This is a genomic window from Bacillus methanolicus MGA3, from assembly GCF_000724485.1.
GTDB classification, from domain to species: Bacteria; Bacillota; Bacilli; order Bacillales; family Cytobacillaceae; genus Bacillus_Z; species Bacillus_Z methanolicus_A.
Genome location: NZ_CP007739.1, coordinates 1,652,554 through 1,673,844, shown reverse-complemented (window position 1 = coordinate 1,673,844; position 21,291 = coordinate 1,652,554). Strand labels below are relative to the sequence as shown.

Genomic DNA, 21,291 nt, shown 5'->3' with positions numbered 1-21,291 from the left:
ATAAAATGCCTAAAATAATTTCGGAAATTTATGATGACATATTTTTAAGCGCTTAACATACATATCATCTTTGTCCCAGTCAAATAAGGTATTAATAACGAGTCGGAAATAAGGGGGATTTCTTGCATGTCTGATTTATTGAATATTACCGTAGGAAAATTATTGGAGGAAAAAGCAAAGCTTCATCCAAATCATGAAGCAGTTGTTTACGCCGACAGATTCTTAAGAATGACCTATGACGAATTTGACCGGCACTGCAGAAAAGCTGCAAGAGGTTTGATGAGACTGGGACTTGAAAAAGGGGAGCTTTTTTTCATTGTTTCGGGTGCGTACTCGGAACACTCGCATGCGTTTCCGTCGGTGCTAAAATGGTCCCTGTTCAAGAATTTCATCCTAAGACTGTTTTACAAACGGTTCAAGACGAAAAATGCACCGGCCTCCATGAGGTTCCGACAATGTTTATAGCGGAGTTGAATGAACCGGATTTTGACAAATATGATCTGAGCACATTAAGAACGGGAATTATGGCTGGATCAAACTGCCCGATTGAAGTAATGAAAGCCGTTATTGAGAAAATGGGTGCGAAAGAAATTACAATCGCGTACGGTCAAACTGAATCTTCACCCGTGATTACCCAAACACGGACAGATGATCCAATTGAAATAAGAGTTGAAACAGTCGGCAAGGCTTTGCCTGCAGTGGAAGTCAAGATTGTCGAACCGGGAACAAAAAAAGAAGTTCCAAGGGGGGACAGGGGGAACTTTGTACAAGAGGCTATCATGATATGAAGGGATATTATAAAGACCCGGAGGCAACAAAAGAAGTAATTGATGAAGAAGGCTGGCTTTATACAGGTGATTTAGCAGTCATGGATGAAAACGGCTATTGTAAAATTACAGGCCGACTAAAGGATATGATCATACGGGGTGGAGAAAATATTTACCCAAGAGAAATTGAAGAATTTTTGTATACTCATCCAAAGATTTTAGACGTTCAAGTTGTCGGAGTGCAAGATCCTGTTTATGGCGAAGAGGTCATGGCATGGGTCATTTTAAAAAATGGAGAATCCGCGACTGCTGAAGAAATAAATGAATTTTGCAAAGGAAAGATTTCCAGGCACAAAATTCCAAAATATATTAAATTCACAAATGTATATCCGATGACAGCTTCTGGAAAAATCCAAAAATACCGGTTGCGTGAACAAGCTAAAGAATTGATCGGGTTATAAAAGATCCTACTGTCTAATCGTAAACTAATTCTTTTTCAAATAGATTTTTCCAATCATATTCATTATACTTAGAAGTGGAAATTCATTGAAGGAGTGGCATAGATGATTCATCAAACATGGCATGACCGAGATACAATAAAAAAAGTAAAATGCGTCCATACCGATGCAAAAAAATACATTGTTAACCATGCTTTAACACCTGGAAAGGTTTATGAGGTTAAAAATGAAACTGAAGAATTTTATTTTATTATCGATAATACAGGAAAAGTAGGCGGCTTTTATAAAGACTATTTTGAAGACGCATAACCAATAAAAGACTTTAGCAATTTTGCTAAAGTCTTTTATTATTTCAGTGACAATTGCAAACTTTTCCACTATTACATAGTTGAATAAAACCTTAGATTTTTGAAACCTTTTATCCTGCTCAACCGTATAAAATATTAAATTGTCAATCCTTCAAGTTATCCTTCCAGTAATTAGAGGAGGTGATTCGATGGGGCTGGGATGTTCCGCATTGGCGAACCGGCAGTAGTGGCGAATGTCACAAAACGAACCATCGATTATTACACAAATTCAGGATTAATTAAAACTGAATGTACTGGTTCTAATTATTGTTATTACTCCCAATAATTGTTAGAGGATTTTTGTTATTGAAGTTGTAAAGCATTCATTACCCTTTCAGGAAATCAAAGAAATACTGTAAGAAAATACAGGATTTAGTAGGAGGTGTCCCTTGACTCGTTTCAACTAAACGAGTTAAGGATAATCATTGGGAATAGTTAACCTGATATTTGTTGCCATCTTAATCGCACTTACGGCATTTTTCGTTGCATCCGAATTTGCTATTGTAAAAATTAGATCGACTCGTATAGATCAACTAGTAGCAGAAGGAAATAAAAACGCGATTGCCGCAAAAAGAATTATTTCAAACCTAGATGGATACTTGTCCGCTTGTCAGTTAGGTATTACAGTGACAGCATTGGGGTTAGGGTGGTTAGGTGAACCAACTGTTGAACATCTGCTGCTTCCTTTGTTCGAAAAGCTTAATTTAGGTGATTCTGTTGCAAGTATATTTTCCCTTGTAACAGCTTTTCTATTGATTACCTTTTTACACGTCGTAGTCGGTGAGTTGGCTCCAAAAACATTTGCCATTCAAAAGGCAGAATCTATTACACTGTTTTGTGCGCGTCCTTTAATGTCCTTCTATAAAGTCATGTATCCATTCATTTGGGCATTAAATGGTTCAGCACGTGCGTTTACAGGCTTATTTGGGCTTAAACCTGAATTAGAACATGAAGCTGCTCACAGTGAAGAAGAGTTGCGCATCATTCTTTCGCAAAGCTATGAGAGCGGTGAAATTAATCAGTCCGAATTCAAATATGTAAATAACATTTTTGAATTTGATGACCGGATTGCCAAAGAGATTATGGTGCCGCGTACAGAAATCGTCAGTGTTTCAAAAGATGATACCATTGAGGACATCTTGAAGGTGGCAAAGCTTGAAAAATATACTCGTTATCCTGTTATACTGGATGGCGATAAAGACCACGTCATTGGATTAATTAACATAAAGGAAGTATTAACAGACTGTATCTATGGGATAGATAAGAAACAAAAAACAATTGAATCCTATACGAAGCCAATCATCCAAGTAATTGAATCCATACCCATCCAAAATTTATTACTAAAAATGCAAAAAGAACGAATTCATATGGCCATCTTGCTGGATGAATATGGTGGAACAGCAGGTCTTGTAACTGTTGAGGACATTTTGGAAGAAATCGTTGGTGAAATCCAAGATGAGTTCGACATCGATGAAGTACCTGAAATTCAAAAAGTACAAGAAAAACACTATATCTTTGACTCAAAAGTCTTAATTGATGAAGTGAATGATTTATTAGGAATAAATATTGAAGAAGAAGACATTGATACAATTGGCGGTTGGATGCTTACCCAGAACTTCTATCTCGAAAAAGGCGAATCTGTGGTGTTTGGCGGGTATGAGTTTAAGGTACTTGAAAGGGAAGAACATTATATTAAACGAATTGAAGTTTTTCCAACCAAAGTCGACCCAAACGCCATACAAAAAACAGAGCCAACATTATATCAATAAAAATAAAGGGTAAGACCCCTCCAATACAAAAAGTAGACGGCAACTAAAAATACCATTCTATATATTGTCATTATTGGAAGGGGTCAGGCCCTGATTAACGCTGATTCGGGAAAACTCTCCTAACTGCTTCTGTAAATTCTTCAAAAAATCCTTGAATAGGTTTTCCAGCACGAATATCATCCGCATAATTTCTCATCCGATCGTAAAAATCCGGATTCACAGAAACATACACATTGTCAATATCTCTGTCGACGGCTTTTACATGGTCAGATATTTTCCTCTCAATATCCGCCGTTAAACCGTAGTTGCCATTTTTGGTGTTTGCTCTATTATGATCATCGTTCAGCTTTGCAGCTACATAAGCATTATTGTCTGTTACGATCACATTAGCTTGGTCTACCTCAGGCATTGCAGCAATTCTTTCAGCAGCCCTGTCGGCAACTACCATTCGGGGAGCATTATTGCCGTCCCGATCATTCCTAATTATATCCCTATTTTGATCCATAATATCCACATTGTTGTTATAACCAACATTTTTCGGCCCTGTATTATTACGGCGCGCCGTGTCATTATTCATATTATTTGTACATGCTGTTACCAATAAAAAGGCTAATATTGAAGCCATAAACAAAGGTAATTTCAAATTTATCACTCCTTAAATTTAGTTTCAAGCTTAGCTTTCCAAAACTAAGAATAAATATTCTCGGTCAAAAGAATGAATCTGTATAATCGATTTTTCGCATTCTTAACAAGAGCTAAATCCCTTACTTTTAAGAAAAAATAATTATAATATAGATACATGTTAAAAAAAGGAGGCGGTTTCTTGTATTATGTCGTGATCGGTTTTGGAGGAATGATTGGAAGTCTGCTGCGATACTTTCTTTCCATTACTGCCTTGTCGCTATGGGGAAAAGGTTTTCCTTTAGGTACATTACTTGCAAATTTATTGGGTGCATTTACACTCGGATGGTTGACAAAAAATAAGGCAATACAGCGCAAACTTCCGCCGCATATCGTGAGCGGTATCGGAACGGGAATCATCGGTTCATTTACGACATTTTCAACATTTAGTTTGGAAACAATACAACTAGTGGAGCAAAACAACCTGTTTCTCGGATTCATATATGTAATCGTGAGTATTATCGGCGGCCTTTTTTCTGTATGGCTAGGTTCTTATATCGCAAAAAACGCTAAATATACGGGGAAAGATAGTCTATGATGAAAATTTTACTTGTTGCCTTCGGAGGTTTTTTCGGGGCAGTATCCAGATACTTCATTTCAAGGAAATTAAATGGCCATAAATCTAAAATTCCTTTTGGAACATTAACAGTTAATTTACTCGGCTCGTTTCTACTTGGAATTCTTATCGGAAAAAACTTTGGGGAAGCTGTATATCTGTTATTGGGAATTGGATTTATGGGGGCTTTTACTACCTTTTCAACGCTGAAAGCAGAAACACTTCAGCTATTTGAACAAAAAGAAACTTTCAAATCAGCTTTTTATTTAGCTATTACATACATTGTCGGCATAATAGCCGGCTTACTCGGACTGGTAATAGGGAGGTCCTAAATTAATAAATGGGTCAGGCCCCTCCAATATAACATATAGCTGAACACTTATAATATATTGTCATCGGCGGAGGGAGCCCGACCCTTATTTTTCCGTAATTCAATTGGAATTTTCACGACGCTTTTCAGTTGAATACAATTTTCTAGCAAGGATCGTTTGCATGATCAAAAATAATCCGCCGACTGTCCAGTACAGCGGCAATACCGCGGGTGCATGCAACGAAACAAATACGATCATAATCGGAGAAAGCAATCCGAAATATTTCATTTGATTTTGCTGGGCTTCAGGCAAATTTGATTGAGAAACTTTAAACTGCAAATAATAGACGATTCCTGCAGCGGCGGTCATAAACAGATCAGGCTGTCCAAGATTAAACCACAAAAACGAATGGGTTGCAATTTCCTTCGAACCCCTGATCGCATAATAAAACCCGAGTAAAATCGGCATTTGAATGATAATAGGGAGACATCCAACAGATAGTGGATTAACTCCGTGTTTTCGATATAAGGCAAACATCTCCTGCTGCAATTTTTGTTGTTCCTCAGGTTTTTTCGTGCTTTTTAATTTCTTTTGAATTTCATCCAGCTCTGGTTTCAGCAAATCCATTTTTTCTTTCATCGCTTGCTGATTTTTATATTGTTTTAACACTAAGGGCATTAAAATTAATCGTATTAAAATCGTAATAACAATTATCGACAATCCGAAATTGCCTCCGAAAAGGCCTGCAACAAAATGTATCGTCTTAATGAAATATTGAACAATATAAGTATTAAAAAAACTTTTATTATTTCCTCCTGCAGCTTGGCAGGCGGTTAGAAAGCTTGTACTGATGATTAAGGTGAAAAGCGTTAACAAAAGACGGTTATTTTTCATTTATGATTTCCTCCTATTTTTTTTTAAAATTAAGAGAAAACAAAAGGGTCACCTTCATCATCGGCAGATTCTTTCTTTCGAATATATTTAATGATCCATGTTAAAAGATAATTTGTATTTGTGCAGCTTTTAGATATATAGGATGTAGTGCATGATTGTATATTTATATCTATGCGGGTAGAAATCGAATCAATTGAAACATCAACGGACAATAAGAAAAAATATTGAATTGAAAGGCATAGCAAAACACTAATATAAAAAGTTGAAAGCTGAGAAACGTCCGTGACGTCAAATAGTAATTCAAACAACAAATTTCACCTCTATAAAAAGCCGATGATTTGAGTATATGCAGACTAAAGAAATAAATCAATGGCATCAAATTTCCATAAAAAATAATACGTTTAAATATGAAGAAGGTTTCGGTTAAAAGAATAAATCTATTAAAATATAAAATGTTTTTTAAAAACAATAAAAGAGCATTCGCAGTGAATGCTCTTTTAAATGGAATTAAGCAGAATTTTGTTTAAGCTGATTTGATTGTTAACAATAAGTTGGCTGATATCAGCCTGTTTCTGACTAAAATTCCAATCCATGAAGCAAGGATGGCTTTGATTATTCCTACAATAATAAAAGGAGTAAATCCTCCAGCGAAAGCTTCTGTCCAAGAAAGGGATGCAGCAACTTTCAGCCATACAGTTCCAAGTGTCAACGTGATCAGCATGCCGATAATATTTGCAATTAAAGCGTTCTTAATCGTGAAGGATGTTTTTTCGAGAAACCATCCAATAAAGAAAGCAGTAGGAATAAAGCTAAATAAATAGCCTCCAGTAGGACCGACAAGAACTGAGACGCCGGCTTTCATCTCAGCAAATACCGGTATCCCTGCTGCACCAATGATTACATATAAAATAACAGAAAGCGTTCCGTATCTTGCTCCTAGAATCGTTGCGGCTAGTCCAATTGCCAGTGTTTGTCCAGTGATTGGAACAAGCGGAAGCGGAATCGTAATCTGTGCCATTACCCCGATTATCGCCGCAAATAAAGCAGTAATAATCATCATTCTTAGTCTTCGTTGTTCATTGGTCATTCGTTTCTCCCCTTTATGTAAACTGATCATATAATGTGGTTTACAATACTTTAATATTAGAATAATCGATGTTCATTGTCAATACATGACTTAATAATGATAAAAAACATGGGCCAGACCCCTCCAATTTAATAAATTGACAAACTAGAATAAACCATTCTATAAACAAAGTCTTTATTGGAGGAAATCAGACCCCTATGAGTTAGGTCTCTTAAAATAGAGTAGAATTATCGGATCTTTTAGAAATTCTATTTTTTGTTAATAGTTATTATGCTATTTTAATTTGTTCATCATTTGGAGGATCAATATTTTTTAATGGATATTCATACCCGAGGGCTTCCCATTTATAAACACCCAGTTTATGATAGGGGAGAACTTCAACTTTTTCGACATTTGTTAATTCTCCGATAAAATCACCGAGACGATTTAAGTCATTATGGTCATCGGTTATTCCAGGAACGAGAACGTGGCGAATCCATATCGGAATTTTTTGTTCGGAAAGAAAACGAGCAAACTCCAATATATGATCATTTGTCATCCCGGTAAGCTTAAGATGTTTTTTTCTGTCGATTTGTTTAAGATCCAATAATATGAGATCTGTATACTGCAATAACTCTTTAAGCTGTGCTTGAAAGAGAGGTGCAGAAGAAAAACATCCTCCTGAAGAGTCAATCGCTGTATGGATTCCGAGTTTTTTGCATTCTCTAAAAAGCTCAAGAAGAAAAGGGATCTGAAGAAGCGGCTCTCCGCCGCTAACAGTAATCCCTCCTCCTGCTGATTCAATAAAAGGCAAATATTGCTTTAAATCTTCAATAATTTCGGAAACGGACATTTGTTTCCCTGAACCGATCTCCCATGTATCAGCGTTATGACAGTATTGGCAGCGGAGAAGGCAGCCCTGAGTAAATACGACATAGCGAACTCCTGGGCCGTCAACTGTTCCAAATGTTTCAATCGAATGAATATTTCCGAACATATAAAGATCTCCTTTTAAAATAGAAAAGACAACCTTCCCCAAGATGAGAGGGGAAGGGCTTTGCAAAAATTAATTACATTGTTTCGTGGAAAGTACGGTTTATAACATCTAATTGCTGTTCACGAGTTAGTTTAATAAAGTTGACTGCATATCCGGAAACTCGTATTGTTAATTGCGGATACAATTCCGGATGTTCCATCGCATCAAGCAAAGTTTCACGATTAAAGACGTTAACGTTTAGATGATGGCCTTCTTTCATTGCATATCCATCTAATATTGCTACAAGGTTATTAACGCGGCTTTCATCTTCTTTTCCCAATGCTTTTGGAACGATTGAGAAAGTATTTGAAATACCGTCCATTGCATAGCTGAATGGCAGTTTAGCCACTGAAGAGAGAGACGCAAGCGTTCCTTTTGTATCGCGTCCGTGCATTGGGTTCGCTCCGGGAGCAAATGGTTCTCCAGCACGGCGGCCGTCAGGAGTGTTGCCGGTTTTCTTTCCATATACTACATTGGAAGTTATGGTTAAAATCGACAAGGAATGGACTGAATCGCGGTATGTTTGATGCTTGCGAAGCTTTTTCATGAACCGCTTCACGATATCAACTGCGATGCTGTCAACACGGTCATCATTGTTTCCGTATTTAGGAAAATCACCTTCAATTTCAAAATCGACAGCTAGACCGCTTTCATCACGGATCACTTTTACATTGGCATGTTTAATGGCACTTAACGAATCAGCAACAACACTTAAGCCGGCAATTCCAGTGGCCATTGTGCGTAAAATCTTTGTATCATGAAGGGCCATTTCAATTCGTTCATAGCAATATTTGTCATGCATATAATGGATGATATTCAAAGTGTTGATATACAATTCTGCAAGCCATTCCATCATATCGTCAAATTTTTCCATTACCTCTTCATAGTCTAGAACATCAGATGTAATCGGTCTGTACTTAGGACCGACCTGAATTTTGAGCTTTTCATCTAAACCGCCGTTAATGGCGTAGAGCAGGGCTTTTGCAAGGTTTGCACGCGCTCCGAAAAATTGCATTTGCTTACCGATTTTCATTGGTGATACGCAGCAAGCGATTCCATAATCATCACCGTATTCAGGCCGCATAATATCATCATTTTCATACTGGATGGAGCTTGTTTTAATTGACATTTTCGCACAATACTTTTTGAATTCCTCCGGAAGTTGTGTAGACCATAGTACCGTTAAGTTTGGCTCCGGAGCAGGACCTAGGTTATCAAGGGTATGCAGGAAGCGGAATGAGTTTTTCGTAACAAGTGAGCGTCCGTCTAAAGCCATGCCGCCGATCGATTCAGTAACCCATGTAGGATCGCCGCTAAATAATTCATTATACTCCGGAGTTCGGGCGAATCTTACAAGCCGAAGCTTCATAACAAAATGGTCGACCAGTTCCTGAGCTTCTTTTTCAATAATAAGGCCTTTCTCTAAATCTCTCTCTATATAAATATCTAAGAAGGTTGATACGCGGCCTAGGCTCATCGCAGCGCCGTTTTGTTCTTTGATTGCTGCCAGGTAAGCAAAGTAAAGCCATTGAAAGGCTTCGGAAGCATTTGAAGCAGGCTGTGAAATATCATAACCGTAACTTTCAGCAAGCTTCTTTAATTCTTCCAGCGCTCTGATTTGCTCAGAAATTTCTTCACGCAGTCGAATATTGTTTTCAGTCATAGTACGGCTTGTTTGTTTTAAATCTTTTTTCTTCTCATTGATTAGGAAGTCAACACCGTAAAGGGGAACACGGCGATAGTCTCCGATAATCCGTCCGCGTCCGTAAGCATCCGGAAGACCGGTAATGATTCCGGCTTTACGGGCAAGCTTCATTTCATCTGTATAAGCATCAAAAACTCCTTGGTTATGAGTCTTCCGATATTCTGTAAAAATTTTCACGATTTCTTCGTTTACTTTGAATCCATACGATTCACAAGACTGTACAGCCATGCGGATTCCGCCGAACGGCTGCAGTGACCGCTTAAACGGTTTGTCAGTTTGAAAGCCAAAAATCTTTTCTAATTCCTTATTCAAATACCCTGGTCCATGTGAGGTAATCGTAGAGACGATTTCAGTGTCCATATCAAGAACACCGCCATGATCCCGTTCTTGTTTCGATAAATCCATAACCTGCTTCCATAATTTTGTTGTAGCTTCAGTCGGACCTTCAAGGAAACTGTCAGAACCCTTATACTCTTTAAAGTTTTTTAAGATAAAGTCACGAACATTTACTTCAGTTTGCCACGTTCCGCCAGTAAATCCTTCCCACTGTTTCATAAATTTTCACCTCTCAAAATGTATAACAGTTATTACATTTTTATAATAACAGATCATCTGAAATTATTTTTTATATAATTTGTGAAATATTGAACATAAATGGTTAGATTTTTGTGAACACTATATAATAAAAGGTTTTTATTAAGAGTTTATTTATTGGTATTAAAACTAAAAGTTCAAACAAAACTTGACATTTCTAAATCTGTATTATAATCATATAGGAATAATGGTAATCTGTTATATAAAATCTCGATTCTTAAAGATCATTGCACGATCAAAGATTTTTCATTAAATGAATCCATTCTATTTACACCATTAATTACCGGTTCCATTGTGTAGGATCGTTTGGCTAAATAAAACTATGAAAACATTAAGAACAAAAGAGGCTGAATCAAAAGCAAAGGGTCAGACCCTTTTAAATCAGCCTTTTTTCTTTGCCACTAATCTACCACAATGTATGCAATCATTGGACCAAAATGATCTTTGTTTGAATGCATTTGGCAAATAAGCCGGTATATTCCTTTTTTATCAAATTGCAGAGGCACGGTCGTTTCCTCCCCTTGTTTGACAACTCCTTTTATGTTAGTGCCTTCGATAATAAAAGGATGTTCTTTTCCGTTTACACCCAAAATGGTAAGGCGGACTTTTTCTCCTTTATTAACAAACACGGTGCCTGGATCCCAGCGATATGCTTCTATTTCTTTCCCATCGCTTGTTTTCGCTGAAAATTCACCAGTAACCATTTGAATTTCTCTAATTTGTTCCTCTGCTTGCCTGCTTGCTGCAGGTAACGAGCCTGATGTTCCAAAAAACCAGACAGCAGCTGCGGAAACTGTGATCACCAATAAAAGAAATAACATTAATGGCCCTTTTTTTAGCACAATAAATTGCAATTTTTTCACCTCCAATCACTTGTCCATTACAAGCATATGCCGATGAGGCTTTAAAACTTGTCTGTTTTCATTTATAATTTTAATATTTCATGTGTTGGGAAATCCCCAGTTTATTCAAATTGTTAAAGAGATGTTTCGGCAAATAGCAATGCTGTCCCAACTAAGGGCACAGCTGCTTTTTTGTTGTTTTACTTTTCTAAGCGAAGGGAGTCATGGAGATGTCTAGATCTTTCATTTATTTATCATTAATTGTAATCATGATGATTTGGGGACTAAACGTGATTGCCCTCAAAATTTTAGTTGAACATTTTTCGCCAGTGACATTAACTTCGTTTAGAATTCTTACTGCAGGGATCGTAGTGATTCTAATTTTATTTTTCACCGGTCAGTTGCGGAAATTAACCCGGAAAGAAGTCATATACATTGGCACGGCAGCTTTATTTAGCGTCGTTGCACACCACCTTTTTCTTGCGGTCGGCTTAACAAAAACAACAGCATCCAATGCTGGTTTAATTTTAGCTCTTGTACCGTTAGTGACATCGGTGTTAGCGGTAGTCTTTTTAGGTAATCGGTTTACAGTGTTCAGGTTTGTCGGGATATTACTCGGGTTTACCGGCGTAATGTTTGTAGTGTTAAATGGCAAAACCGGCATTCACCATGTGTCGATCGGCGATTTTTATATCTTTTTGTCCGTATTATCTCAAGCAATTAGTTTTATTATAATTAAAAAAGCAACGGATACGATGGATTCGAAGGTCATGACAGGGTGGATGTTGTTGTTCGGTTCTTTGCTGTTATTTTTTATTAGTTTGTGGATGGAACCGGACGGCTTATCAAGCCTGGCAAACGGTACGATATATCTATGGATGATCTTCCTTGCTTCAGCTGTATTTGCCACTGCACTTGGTCATATGTTATACAACAGAGCAATTAAACAAATTGGTGCAGCGGAATCGGCGATTTTCATTAATTTAAATCCGCTGTTTTCATTACTAGGGGCTTATTTCTTTTTAGGAGAATCTATTTCTCTTTCACAAATTATGGGGTTTATATTAATCGTGATTGGTGTCATTTTAGGCAGCGGTTTTCTGGATGATAGCGGGGTGCCATCTCAGCGTTCAAAAGTGCTGGGGAAATAATGTACAAAGCACTCCCTGAAGTTTTTCGAATTCGTAAATTGTTAATTCGCTGTCTATTCCTATAAAATCAGAAAGCAGCCTTTTTTTAGGAAGCAATTCCTATAAATAGGCTGTTTTTTATGTGCTATGTATCTAGCAAAAGATAAGTTGGCATTTGTTAGCGAAGCTCCGCCCCTTTTCCACATTTCCACAGAAAATTACCCGTATTGTCTAAAGAAAAGAACGGTCAATCCGATGTAAAGAATAGTAGTGTCTTTTTTTGCCTGATTCATAGTATAAACTTCTCGTTGACATAGATAGAGGGGGAAAAACGGTGAAAGATCCAGTGAAAAAGATCATCATCGGATCCACGTTTGCATCGGCGCTTTTCGTGCTGCCATCCATTAGTGATGCGGCACTGGGAGACTCAGATTTAAAAATCGGGATGAAAAACGATGATGTGAAACAGCTTCAACAATTTTTAATTAATAAAGGCTACTTTACCTACCAAACAGTTACAGGCTATTATGGTTCCATCACGGAAAGGGCCGTGAAAAACTTTCAATCAGCTGTTGGTTTGCCACAAACAGGTGTGTTTGACCGGAAAACCTATGAAAGATTAACGGGGGTTCCTCAAAAGTCAACAGCTGCACAGCCAGCTGCCAAAATTACATTAAAAATTGGATCACGCGGTAAGGAAGTCAGCCAATTACAATCACAATTAAAGTCGCTTGGATATTTCACATATCCGTCCATCACCAACTACTATGGAACGATTACGGCCAATGCGGTTCGAAAATTCCAACAAGATTATGGGTTGACGGCAGATGGAGTAGCAGGACAAAAAACGCTGAATAAGCTGAAAGAAGTACTGAACCAAAACGGAAAAACTACACCAAACAATAATAAAGCTGAACCGACGCAACCAGCGATGCGCTTAACAATCGGTTCAACTGGTGAAGAAGTCAAAAAGATTCAAGCGAAGTTGAAAGAGCTCGGATATTTTACATACCCGTCCATTACGGGATATTTTGGCATGGCCACCTATGAAGCGGTGAAAAAGTTCCAAAAGGCCAAGAAACTTCCGGTGACCGGTACGGTTGATTTCTCTACTTATACGCAATTATTGCATTCAAAACCTTCCCAGAAGAAAAAAGAATTTAACGTAATGAATCTAATTGGAGATGCGGCGGAACTGCTTGGAACACGATACCAATGGGGAGGAACGACTCCTGAAAAAGGATTTGACTGCAGCGGATTTCTTGTTTATGTATTTGAAAAACAAAGTATTTATTTACCGCGCACAGTCGCATTAATATGGAACGCCGGAAAACAAGTGGACAAGCCGTCAGTCGGCGACCTTGTCTTTTTCGAAACATACCGGCCAGGAGCGTCTCATGCAGGGATTTACATAGGAAAAAATCAATTCATTCATTGCGGAAGTTCCACGGGAGTTACCATCAGCAATTTAACGAGCAAATATTGGAGCGATCGATATCTCGGTGCGAAAAGATATTATTAATATCTCAATTTGTTCTGGATGAAGTTGCGGAGGAGTCTGCAGTTAAAACTTTTATTCAACTTCAAAATTATTTTCAGTTAAAGCAATAGCCATGGAATAAGAAACCATGGCTCATTTCATCTATTTTAAAAATGCGGTACATAATAACATGAAAAAAGATATGACAATTAGTGCCCCAACTAACAACCAAGCCATCTCCATATTTCCCGAGTCAAAAGCTACATAAATGGCGGTAGATGCCGTCTGTGTCTTTCCTGGAATATTTCCGGCAAACATTAATGTAGCTCCAAATTCTCCGAGTGCCCTAGCAAAGCTTAAAATACCACCTGTAAGAATTGCCCGAAAAGAAAGGGGAAGAGTAACAAATAAGAAAACTTTCCATTCATTAGCACCATCAATTCGTGCCGCATCTTCTACACCAGAATCAACCAACTGGAATCCTGTTTTTGCCGATTGGTACATAAGCGGAAAGGCGACGACAGTTGAAGCAATAACCGCTGCCAACGGGGTAAACATGATGGACTGTCGGAAAACAGATTCAATAATCTTCCCTAGAAAGCTGTTATTTCCGAATATGATAATTAATAAAAATCCAATAACAGTCGGCGGCAATACTAAAGGGAGCAATAATGCTGTTTCAACGAACACTTTTCCGCGAAACTGCCTTTTTGACATAAGTTTAGCAATTAATATCCCAATGATTAAAACAATAAGCGTAGAAATGCCGGCAACCTGCAATGAGAGCGATAAAGGCTTCCAAAATTCAATGTTCATTCATTCATCATTCCAATACGTATTTCCTCTATTATAATATCGGAACTAAAAGAACGATCGATCAATTCAAGGTTCATACGTATTATAGCGTAAATCATGCCATCATTCAGCTGTAAATAATGATAAAAGCAAAAAGACTAAAGAAGAAAAATCTCTTTAGTCTTCATGATGATTAACGAAGCTTTTCTTCAACTTGCTGGCAAATTTCATCAGCAGACAGCCCATTTGCAAGGATCACAGAGGCATTTGTAAAAGTATCCTGCATGCCCATAACATTTGAATCAAGGCCGGAAACCACGCAGAAAGAGCAGTCCTTTGCATCCGACTCCTGCTTTAATTCAACTACATCATGTCCTCTTTGTCGAAGGGCTTCGGAAACGTTGGTTAAAGATTGTTCAACTCCAATTTTCGCCACAAAAAACACCTCCTCCATAAAATAGCATCTCTAACTTTTCTCAAAATATGCTGAATAAATAGTCCGGTAATTTGCAAAAAGTAATCGTGGAGGTGTTTACAGTGTCAAAACGAAAACAAGATCCATCCAAGACAGGACTAAGTTCGTCACATGTTGAAGGACAAGGGACAACAACTACAGAAACTGGTAACCGGCAAGCCTCTTCATCACGCCGAAAACAAAAGCGGTCTTAAGAATCCTTTTATAATCAATCAAATGGGGAAGCCATGTATAGCTTCCCCAGGAATAAGCTATTGGTACATTTCTGCTACTTGTTTTTGCAGCTCAGTATTTTCAAGGTATTCATCATAAGTCATCTGTTTATCAATGATTCCATTTGGTGTGATTTCAATTATTCGGTTCGCAATCGTTTGAATAAACTGATGATCGTGAGAAGAGAAAATAACCGAACCTTTATAATTGATCAAACCGTTATTTAAAGCCGTAATGGATTCAAGATCAAGATGGTTAGTCGGTTCATCAAGCAATAATACGTTTGCTCCGCTTAGCATCATTTTTGCAAGCATGCAGCGGACTTTTTCTCCTCCTGATAGAACGCTAGCTTTTTTTAACACTTCTTCCCCTGAGAAAAGCATTCTGCCAAGAAATCCTCTTAAAAAGCTTTCACTGTCATCTTTCGGAGAGAATTGGCGAAGCCAGTCTACTAGATTAAGATCACTTTTTTCAAAGTATGTGGAATTGTCTTTTGGAAAATAAGCTTGAGATGTTGTAACACCCCATTTAAAATTTCCGCTGTCCGCTTCCATTTCACCCATTAAAATTTTAAACAGCGTTGTTTTGGCGATCTCATTTTTTCCAACAAGGGCAATTTTATCATCTTTATTCATGACAAAACTTAAATGATTTAATACTTTTACACCGTCAATTGTTTTTGTCAGTCCTTCAACCCGCAAAAGGTCATTTCCAATTTCTCGATCTGGTGTAAAAGCGACATATGGATAACGCCGTGAGGAAGGTTTGATATCTTCAAGTGTAATTTTTTCCAACAATTTTTTACGAGAAGTCGCTTGTTTGGATTTTGAAGCATTTGCACTAAATCGGGCAATGAAGTTTTGAAGCTCTTTGATTTTTTCTTCTTTTTTTCTGTTTGCATCTTGTGCTATTTTTAAAGCCAGTTGGCTTGATTCATACCAGAAATCGTAGTTTCCAACATAAATCTGTATTTTTCCAAAATCTAAATCAGCAATGTGTGTACATACTTTATTTAAGAAATGACGATCGTGGGAGACAACGATGACCGTATTTTCAAAGTTGATTAAGAACTCTTCCAGCCATTGTATCGCTTTAATATCTAAATGGTTTGTCGGCTCATCCAATAGGAGAACATCCGGTTTTCCGAATAATGCCTGAGCAAGCAAGACCTTAACTTTTTCACTGCCGCTTAAATCAGCCATTTTTTTGTTATGAAGTTCTTCAGTGATGCCTAATCCCTTTAGAAGAATAGCAGCCTCTGATTCAGCTTCCCAACCGTTTAATTCAGCAAACTCACCTTCAAGTTCAGCTGCTTTCATCCCGTCTTCATCGGTAAAATCGGCTTTCATGTAAATTGCGTCCTTTTCCTGCATCACTTCCCACAAGCGGCCATGGCCCATGATCACGACTTTTAACACTTCAACAGCCTCATATTCAAAATGATTCTGCTTAAGTACAGCAAGGCGTTCTCCGGGCCCTAAATGAACGCTTCCTGTTTGCGGTTCAATTTCTCCAGAAAGAATTTTTAAAAACGTTGATTTACCGGCACCATTAGCACCAATGAGACCATAACAGTTTCCAGGAGTGAACTTTATATTGACGTCTTCAAATAACTTTCGATCCCCATAACGTAAACTAATGTTATTAACTGTAATCATGTTTTAAATCCTCCAATACAATTTCTAGAATTATACCATTGAAAGAGAGAAGGAGGAAATGTTTAAGAAAATTGACGAAAGATATTTTAGGGGAAAAACAGGATTTTAAACATCAACAGCGAATGGATTAATTGAGAATAAAAAGGTGTTAAAACCAAACTTTACGAAAAATAGTAATGGTCAATCATTAGTTTTAGCGCCATAATAGAAAGGGTATGAGAAATAATTCAAATATTTTTATCAATTTTTTCATAGTTTGTTCATATTCGCTTTGTAGTATTAAGGTATAAATCCGCTCTTAAAAAGGAGTTTTTAAAATGGCAACAAAACAACTCATTGAGTTTGTCAATCGTTTAAGAAAGTCCGGCATTAATGTAAGCTTCACAAAACCAAAATCTGAATTTTTTTCCTTGAAAAATAATAACAAACAATCCACAACCGTGAATTAAAAAAGTAGACATGAAGGGACCTTAATAAAAAAAGCGGCCGTCTCAAAAACCTGAGGGTCAGACCCCATATCACAATATATAGGACATAATGTTGGATAAATGTGCTATATATTGATAATACACATGGGGTCAGACCCTTTAGAGACAGCCGCTTTTTTGTTATGCAATTAAATTTCCTTCATAATTTTCTTAAAAACTTCATCTTTATTAAAATCTTCTCCCATTGGGAATTTTTTTATGAATTTATTATTTTCATCTAATAAATAAGTGAAGGCAGAATGTACGTAAAATCCGTTTCCTGGATCACGGTATTGAAATTGGAAAGTATCTGCAATTTTTTTAATTTCTTGCCGATCTTTTTCAAAGTTTTTCGGATTCGCCGTTAGAAAAATCCAATTTCCGTCATTTTCAATTCCAAACGTTTTCATATACTTTCTTAATACTTCAGGCGTGTCGCGGTAAGGATCAAATGTAATCGTTATAAATTGGATGTCCTTTCCATATACACCTGCCTTTTGAAGGTCTTTCTTTAATAAATTCATTTTTTGCGTCGTAGTCGGACAAACATCGGGGCAATGTGTATACATAAATTCAACTAATTTCAATTTTTTATTGGCTTTACCAAACGTATATTCTTTTTTATTCATCGTCATTAAAGAAATATTATCAGGTATTTTCGCATTTACATCTCGAAGTATAAAATAAGATATGCCTGCAGCAATACCAATAACAATAAGCAATGTACTTATGATATACAATTTTTTCATTTTTTGTCACTCCTTAAGTCGCAGGAAAGTAATTTTCGTCAACAAACTTTTTACACATTAAAGATAAATAATTTGTTTGTAAAATCCTATGGACAATATGTGAACATTACTTACAATCAGGCTTTCCAAAAAAGAAAACATAAACACAAAAAAGCCCAGAGATTAACTCTCCGGACTAAAAAACAAACTATTAGTTTAAAGAAATCCAAACACTCTTAACTTCCGTATAATTGTTTAATGCATATGAACCCATTTCGCGTCCAATACCGGATTGTTTGTAACCGCCAAATGGAGAAGCTGCATCAAATACATTGTAACAGTTTACCCAAACTGTTCCGGCGCGGAGGTTGCTTGCAATGTAGTGAGCTTTTGAGACGTCTTTTGTCCAAACACCAGCAGCAAGACCATACCGGCTATTATTTGCGCGGGCGATTAATTCATCTAAATCTTCGTATGGCAATGCCGCAATTACCGGACCGAATATTTCTTCTTTTGCAATAGTCATATCATCACGAACATCTGCAAAAATAGTAGGGGAAACAAAGTAACCTTGTTCAGTCGGCTTTGTACCACCGGTTAGTAGTTCGGCTCCTTCACTTAACCCTTTTTCAATATAGCCTAGGACACGGTTTTGCTGTTCAGTTGAGACTAAAGGACCGATTTCTGTATCAGGATGCAGTCCCGATCCTTGCTTTATCTTCTTCGCATGATCAACCATATCAGCTATCACATTATCAAATTGTTTCTTTTGAATAAATACCCGTGATCCTGCGCAGCAAACTTGCCCCTGGTTGAACATGACGCCGTTTAATGCTCCAGGAATTGCTTTTGTTAAATCTGCATCAGGGAGAATGATGTTAGGAGATTTTCCTCCCAGCTCCAATGTTACACGTTTTAACGTTTTCGAAGCCCGTTCCATAATCCGTTTCCCAACTTCTGTTGAACCGGTGAAAGCAATCTTATCAACAAGAGGATGATCGACAAGCGGCTGTCCGGCTGTCTCTCCAAATCCAGGAACAATATTGACAACCCCTTTCGGAAAGCCTGCTTTCTCAATCAGCTCAGCAAGATATAGAGCAGAAAGCGGTGTTTGTTCAGCAGGTTTTAGAACCACGGTACAACCTGTTGCTAAAGCGGCACCAAGCTTCCACAATGCCATTAGGAGAGGGAAGTTCCATGGAATAATCTGGCCGACAACTCCAACAGCTTCATGTCGGGTATAGTTAAAAAATGGTCCGTTTACAGGTATCGTTTGTCCGACAATTTTTGTTGACCAGCCCGCATAATACCTCATATGTTCAATCACAAGTGGAACATCTGCAGCTGTCGTTTCCCTGATTGGCTTTCCATTATCTAGAGTTTCCAATTGTGCCAATTCATCTTTATTTTCTTCCATAAGATCCGCTAATTTGTACATTAATCTGCTTCGTTCAGCTGCACTCATTTTGGACCAAGGACCTTCATCAAAAGCTTTACGTGCTGCTTTAACAGCAAGGTCAATATCTTCCGGTCCTGCTTCAAAAACAGATGCCAAAACTTCCCCAGTAGCAGGATTGTAAGTGTCGAACGTCTTCTTCGAAGTACTTTCTACAAATTGTCCATTAATGTACAATTTTTTCTTGCCTGAAAGAAATTTCTCGACCTTTTCTCTTAATTCGACGGTTAAATGACTCATGGAACTCCTCCTTAATAATATTGTGGTAAAGACAAATAAGTCTTGGCTGTGAAGCTGAAACGTAATACTGATAACGCTTACAAAGTAATAATGTAATATTATCACTATAGAAATCTACTAATCAACTATTAATCAAAAAAATATTTCGAAAATTTTTAACAATATTTTTCGACAAAGATTAAAAATTGGACTCAATATATTCTGTAGAAAAGGGGCGGAACTGCGCCAGAATAATTGATTATTCATTTTTCAGTTATATAATTAAACATATAAAACGAATCAAATATTTAATAAATTTTGGAGTATTATAGGAAATTAAAACATATATGAGGAGTTTCACAATTGAAAATAATTGTATTTCTAAAATTCATGATTCAGCTATTAGTGTTTATAGCACTTAATTATGCGGGATCTTTTATCGTGGAATTTTTTCATTTGCCTATACCCGGAAATGTAATTGGGATGATATTGCTCTTTATCCTATTAACTGCAGGCATAATACGTATAGATTGGATTGAAGAAGTTTCCAGCTTCCTTATTAAACATCTTGGATTCTTTTTTATCCCTATTTCGGTTGGATTAATGACCCTCGGCCAAGTTTTTTTAAGTAAGGGACCGGCTTTATTGATTATATTAATTGCAAGTGCGTTTATTGGAATGGCTTGTTCTGGATTAGTTGTTCAAACACTTCTTAAAAGGAAAGAAGGGGTTCAAACTGAATATCGGCGTCACAATTTATAATATTTTTCTAACCATAGGAGTCTATTTATTATCAAGAAAGGCAGCGGCAAAATATCCTTCTCCTTTTACAACACCAGTGTTCTTAAGCACTTTTGTCATTATTATTGTTTTAATGGTTTCAAATATTTCTTATAAGGAATATGGAACAGCCAAAGAAATTTTAACGTATTTATTAGGCCCAGCAACGATTGCATTAGCTGTTCCGCTATATAAGCATCGCGGCATATTAGTTAAATATTTCATTCCAGCAATTGCCGGAATATTTGTCGGAACGTTTTCTACAATCACATCTGCACTTTTGCTGGCTAAGTTGTTCCATTTAACTTCTATGGCTTCATCCATAAGTATTAAATCGATCACAATCGCGTTTGCATCTGAAGTTGCAAAAATAATTCGGGCTGATGGGATTCTAGTTGCTGCATTTGTCATGATTACTGGAATGATCGGAGCTATGTTCGGACCGTGGCTCTTGAACAAACTACACGTAACCCATCCCATTGCAAGGGGGCTTTCGATTGGTACGGTTGCCCACGGGATCGGAACAGCGGAAATTGCTCGTGAAGGTGAGATGCAAGGAGCTGTTGCCGGAGTGGCAATGGGCCTTACCGGTATTATAACATCAGTATTAATTCCGTTTTTGCTTCCATATCTTCTTTAGAAAACGTTGGTGAGAGGAACCTTTTTTTATAGACAAGAAACTTGAGCATTTGGAGGAGAAATGGGGAGCATAATTTAATTATTTCACAATCATTTTAGCAATTCCGCTAAATAACATAAACAAAAATCTAGAATTAAAGAGGCTTAAAATAAGCCTCTTTTTATTAACCACAAAGCAACAATTTTTCAACACAAACCAGAAAAGGACAACCTTTTTCTGATTTT

At 37.2% G+C, this 21,291-nt stretch carries 22 protein-coding genes and 2 pseudogenes; 13 read left to right on the top strand and 11 right to left on the bottom strand.

Translation table 11 applies throughout. The annotated features are described in order from the left end of the window. Positions 1–126 precede the first annotated feature (126 nt). The 5 genes and pseudogenes from BMMGA3_RS18780 to BMMGA3_RS08125 all read left to right on the top strand — a co-directional run. Positions 127–309: pseudogene (locus BMMGA3_RS18780) on the top strand (AMP-binding protein); the annotation flags it as partial. Further along, positions 309–1,228, top strand: a pseudogene (locus BMMGA3_RS18775) (AMP-binding protein); the annotation flags it as partial. The pseudogenes BMMGA3_RS18780 and BMMGA3_RS18775, both read left to right, overlap by 1 nt. A 102-nt stretch (positions 1,229–1,330) precedes the next feature. Then, positions 1,331–1,534: a DUF6501 family protein gene (locus BMMGA3_RS08130; protein WP_004434127.1), complete on the top strand. Its 204-nt coding sequence runs from the start codon at positions 1,331–1,333 to the stop codon at positions 1,532–1,534. Between the two features lie 198 nt (positions 1,535–1,732). Next, positions 1,733–1,858: a MerR family transcriptional regulator gene (locus BMMGA3_RS17290; RefSeq protein WP_081485669.1), complete on the top strand. Its 126-nt coding sequence runs from the start codon at positions 1,733–1,735 to the stop codon at positions 1,856–1,858. Between the two features lie 139 nt (positions 1,859–1,997). Continuing rightward, positions 1,998–3,341, top strand: a complete 1,344-nt coding sequence (locus BMMGA3_RS08125; RefSeq protein ID WP_004434125.1) for a hemolysin family protein — start codon at positions 1,998–2,000, stop codon at positions 3,339–3,341. 94 nt (positions 3,342–3,435) lie between these two features. Here BMMGA3_RS08125 and BMMGA3_RS08120 read toward each other — a convergent pair whose 3' ends face one another. Further along, entirely contained in the window at positions 3,436–3,993 is a 558-nt protein-coding gene (locus BMMGA3_RS08120) for a YhcN/YlaJ family sporulation lipoprotein (protein ID WP_237712827.1), read from the bottom strand. 171 nt (positions 3,994–4,164) lie between these two features. On the opposite strand from BMMGA3_RS08120, the gene crcB (BMMGA3_RS08115) reads away from it, so the two are divergent. Both crcB (BMMGA3_RS08115) and crcB (BMMGA3_RS08110) read left to right on the top strand, forming a co-directional pair. After that, on the top strand, positions 4,165–4,560 hold the full coding sequence (crcB, locus tag BMMGA3_RS08115) for a fluoride efflux transporter CrcB (protein ID WP_004434120.1): 396 nt from the start codon (positions 4,165–4,167) through the stop codon (positions 4,558–4,560). After that, positions 4,557–4,910, top strand: a complete 354-nt coding sequence (gene crcB, locus BMMGA3_RS08110) for a fluoride efflux transporter CrcB (protein ID WP_004434117.1) — start codon at positions 4,557–4,559, stop codon at positions 4,908–4,910. Before crcB (BMMGA3_RS08115) ends, crcB (BMMGA3_RS08110) begins: the two co-directional genes overlap by 4 nt. Positions 4,911–5,009: 99 nt before the next feature. Here crcB (BMMGA3_RS08110) and yidC read toward each other — a convergent pair whose 3' ends face one another. The 5 genes from yidC to BMMGA3_RS08080 form a co-directional block, all read right to left on the bottom strand. Beyond that, positions 5,010–5,783: a membrane protein insertase YidC gene (gene yidC / locus BMMGA3_RS08105; protein ID WP_004434115.1), complete on the bottom strand. Its 774-nt coding sequence runs from the start codon at positions 5,781–5,783 to the stop codon at positions 5,010–5,012. A gap of 523 nt (positions 5,784–6,306) precedes the next feature. Beyond that, positions 6,307–6,870: a biotin transporter BioY gene (locus BMMGA3_RS08095; protein ID WP_004434109.1), complete on the bottom strand. Its 564-nt coding sequence runs from the start codon at positions 6,868–6,870 to the stop codon at positions 6,307–6,309. A gap of 268 nt (positions 6,871–7,138) precedes the next feature. Beyond that, positions 7,139–7,846 (bottom strand): pyruvate formate-lyase-activating protein, encoded by a 708-nt coding sequence (gene pflA, locus BMMGA3_RS08090; RefSeq protein WP_004434106.1) that lies wholly within the window; start codon positions 7,844–7,846, stop codon positions 7,139–7,141. A gap of 73 nt (positions 7,847–7,919) precedes the next feature. After that, positions 7,920–10,145 carry a formate C-acetyltransferase gene (gene pflB, locus BMMGA3_RS08085; protein ID WP_004434103.1) on the bottom strand — a complete coding sequence of 742 codons (2,226 nt, stop codon included), beginning with the start codon at positions 10,143–10,145 and terminating at the stop codon, positions 7,920–7,922. A 440-nt stretch (positions 10,146–10,585) separates the two neighbouring features. Beyond that, entirely contained in the window at positions 10,586–11,038 is a 453-nt protein-coding gene (locus tag BMMGA3_RS08080) for a cupredoxin domain-containing protein (RefSeq protein WP_004434100.1), read from the bottom strand. Positions 11,039–11,256: 218 nt separating this feature from the next. Between BMMGA3_RS08080 and BMMGA3_RS08075 the strand changes: the two genes are divergently transcribed. Together BMMGA3_RS08075 and BMMGA3_RS08070 are read left to right on the top strand one after the other, a co-directional pair. Then, a complete protein-coding gene (locus BMMGA3_RS08075) occupies positions 11,257–12,177 on the top strand; it encodes a DMT family transporter (RefSeq protein ID WP_004434096.1) in 921 nt (306 codons plus the stop codon). Between the two features lie 313 nt (positions 12,178–12,490). Beyond that, entirely contained in the window at positions 12,491–13,678 is a 1,188-nt protein-coding gene (locus tag BMMGA3_RS08070) for a C40 family peptidase (protein ID WP_004434093.1), read from the top strand. A 120-nt stretch (positions 13,679–13,798) separates the two neighbouring features. On the opposite strand, the gene modB is transcribed toward BMMGA3_RS08070, so the two are convergent. Both modB and BMMGA3_RS08060 read right to left on the bottom strand, forming a co-directional pair. Further along, positions 13,799–14,452, bottom strand: a complete 654-nt coding sequence (gene modB, locus BMMGA3_RS08065; protein WP_004434090.1) for a molybdate ABC transporter permease subunit — start codon at positions 14,450–14,452, stop codon at positions 13,799–13,801. 172 nt (positions 14,453–14,624) lie between these two features. After that, entirely contained in the window at positions 14,625–14,867 is a 243-nt protein-coding gene (locus tag BMMGA3_RS08060; RefSeq protein WP_004434087.1) for a YkuS family protein, read from the bottom strand. A 101-nt stretch (positions 14,868–14,968) separates the two neighbouring features. On the opposite strand from BMMGA3_RS08060, the gene BMMGA3_RS17285 reads away from it, so the two are divergent. Further along, entirely contained in the window at positions 14,969–15,100 is a 132-nt protein-coding gene (locus BMMGA3_RS17285; RefSeq protein ID WP_004434084.1) for a YuzL family protein, read from the top strand. Positions 15,101–15,157: 57 nt separating this feature from the next. Here the strand turns inward: BMMGA3_RS17285 and BMMGA3_RS08055 are convergent, their stop codons facing one another. Continuing rightward, positions 15,158–16,777 (bottom strand): ABC-F family ATP-binding cassette domain-containing protein, encoded by a 1,620-nt coding sequence (locus tag BMMGA3_RS08055; RefSeq protein WP_004434081.1) that lies wholly within the window; start codon positions 16,775–16,777, stop codon positions 15,158–15,160. Between the two features lie 317 nt (positions 16,778–17,094). Here BMMGA3_RS08055 and BMMGA3_RS18375 point away from each other — a divergent pair, with 317 nt between their 5' ends. Next, positions 17,095–17,226 carry a hypothetical protein gene (locus tag BMMGA3_RS18375; RefSeq protein WP_004434079.1) on the top strand — a complete coding sequence of 44 codons (132 nt, stop codon included), beginning with the start codon at positions 17,095–17,097 and terminating at the stop codon, positions 17,224–17,226. Positions 17,227–17,393: 167 nt separating this feature from the next. On the opposite strand, the gene BMMGA3_RS08050 is transcribed toward BMMGA3_RS18375, so the two are convergent. Both BMMGA3_RS08050 and BMMGA3_RS08045 read right to left on the bottom strand, forming a co-directional pair. Beyond that, positions 17,394–17,993 (bottom strand): SCO family protein, encoded by a 600-nt coding sequence (locus BMMGA3_RS08050; protein WP_004434076.1) that lies wholly within the window; start codon positions 17,991–17,993, stop codon positions 17,394–17,396. A gap of 190 nt (positions 17,994–18,183) precedes the next feature. Next, complete coding sequence (locus tag BMMGA3_RS08045) at positions 18,184–19,668, bottom strand: aldehyde dehydrogenase family protein (protein WP_004434073.1); 1,485 nt, start codon at positions 19,666–19,668, stop codon at positions 18,184–18,186. Between the two features lie 342 nt (positions 19,669–20,010). Between BMMGA3_RS08045 and BMMGA3_RS08040 the strand changes: the two genes are divergently transcribed. Together BMMGA3_RS08040 and BMMGA3_RS08035 are read left to right on the top strand one after the other, a co-directional pair. After that, positions 20,011–20,409 carry a CidA/LrgA family protein gene (locus tag BMMGA3_RS08040; protein ID WP_004434071.1) on the top strand — a complete coding sequence of 133 codons (399 nt, stop codon included), beginning with the start codon at positions 20,011–20,013 and terminating at the stop codon, positions 20,407–20,409. Continuing rightward, positions 20,345–21,067: an LrgB family protein gene (locus tag BMMGA3_RS08035; protein ID WP_004434068.1), complete on the top strand. Its 723-nt coding sequence runs from the start codon at positions 20,345–20,347 to the stop codon at positions 21,065–21,067. Before BMMGA3_RS08040 ends, BMMGA3_RS08035 begins: the two co-directional genes overlap by 65 nt. Positions 21,068–21,291: the final 224 nt, after the last annotated feature.

What these genes read in the sequence shown, in the direction of transcription:
- BMMGA3_RS08130 (WP_004434127.1), top strand. Translation starts at nt 1,331, where the DNA reads ATGATTCATCAAACATGGCATGACCGAGATACAATAAAAAAAGTAAAA.
- BMMGA3_RS17290 (WP_081485669.1), top strand. Translation starts at nt 1,733, where the DNA reads ATGTTCCGCATTGGCGAACCGGCAGTAGTGGCGAATGTCACAAAACGA.
- crcB (WP_004434117.1), top strand. Translation starts at nt 4,557, where the DNA reads ATGATGAAAATTTTACTTGTTGCCTTCGGAGGTTTTTTCGGGGCAGTA.
- yidC (WP_004434115.1), bottom strand. Translation starts at nt 5,783, where the DNA reads ATGAAAAATAACCGTCTTTTGTTAACGCTTTTCACCTTAATCATCAGT.
- BMMGA3_RS08095 (WP_004434109.1), bottom strand. Translation starts at nt 6,870, where the DNA reads ATGACCAATGAACAACGAAGACTAAGAATGATGATTATTACTGCTTTA.
- pflA (WP_004434106.1), bottom strand. Translation starts at nt 7,846, where the DNA reads ATGTTCGGAAATATTCATTCGATTGAAACATTTGGAACAGTTGACGGC.
- pflB (WP_004434103.1), bottom strand. Translation starts at nt 10,145, where the DNA reads ATGAAACAGTGGGAAGGATTTACTGGCGGAACGTGGCAAACTGAAGTA.
- BMMGA3_RS08075 (WP_004434096.1), top strand. Translation starts at nt 11,257, where the DNA reads ATGTCTAGATCTTTCATTTATTTATCATTAATTGTAATCATGATGATT.
- modB (WP_004434090.1), bottom strand. Translation starts at nt 14,452, where the DNA reads ATGAACATTGAATTTTGGAAGCCTTTATCGCTCTCATTGCAGGTTGCC.
- BMMGA3_RS08055 (WP_004434081.1), bottom strand. Translation starts at nt 16,777, where the DNA reads ATGATTACAGTTAATAACATTAGTTTACGTTATGGGGATCGAAAGTTA.
- BMMGA3_RS18375 (WP_004434079.1), top strand. Translation starts at nt 17,095, where the DNA reads ATGGCAACAAAACAACTCATTGAGTTTGTCAATCGTTTAAGAAAGTCC.
- BMMGA3_RS08050 (WP_004434076.1), bottom strand. Translation starts at nt 17,993, where the DNA reads ATGAAAAAATTGTATATCATAAGTACATTGCTTATTGTTATTGGTATT.
- BMMGA3_RS08045 (WP_004434073.1), bottom strand. Translation starts at nt 19,668, where the DNA reads ATGAGTCATTTAACCGTCGAATTAAGAGAAAAGGTCGAGAAATTTCTT.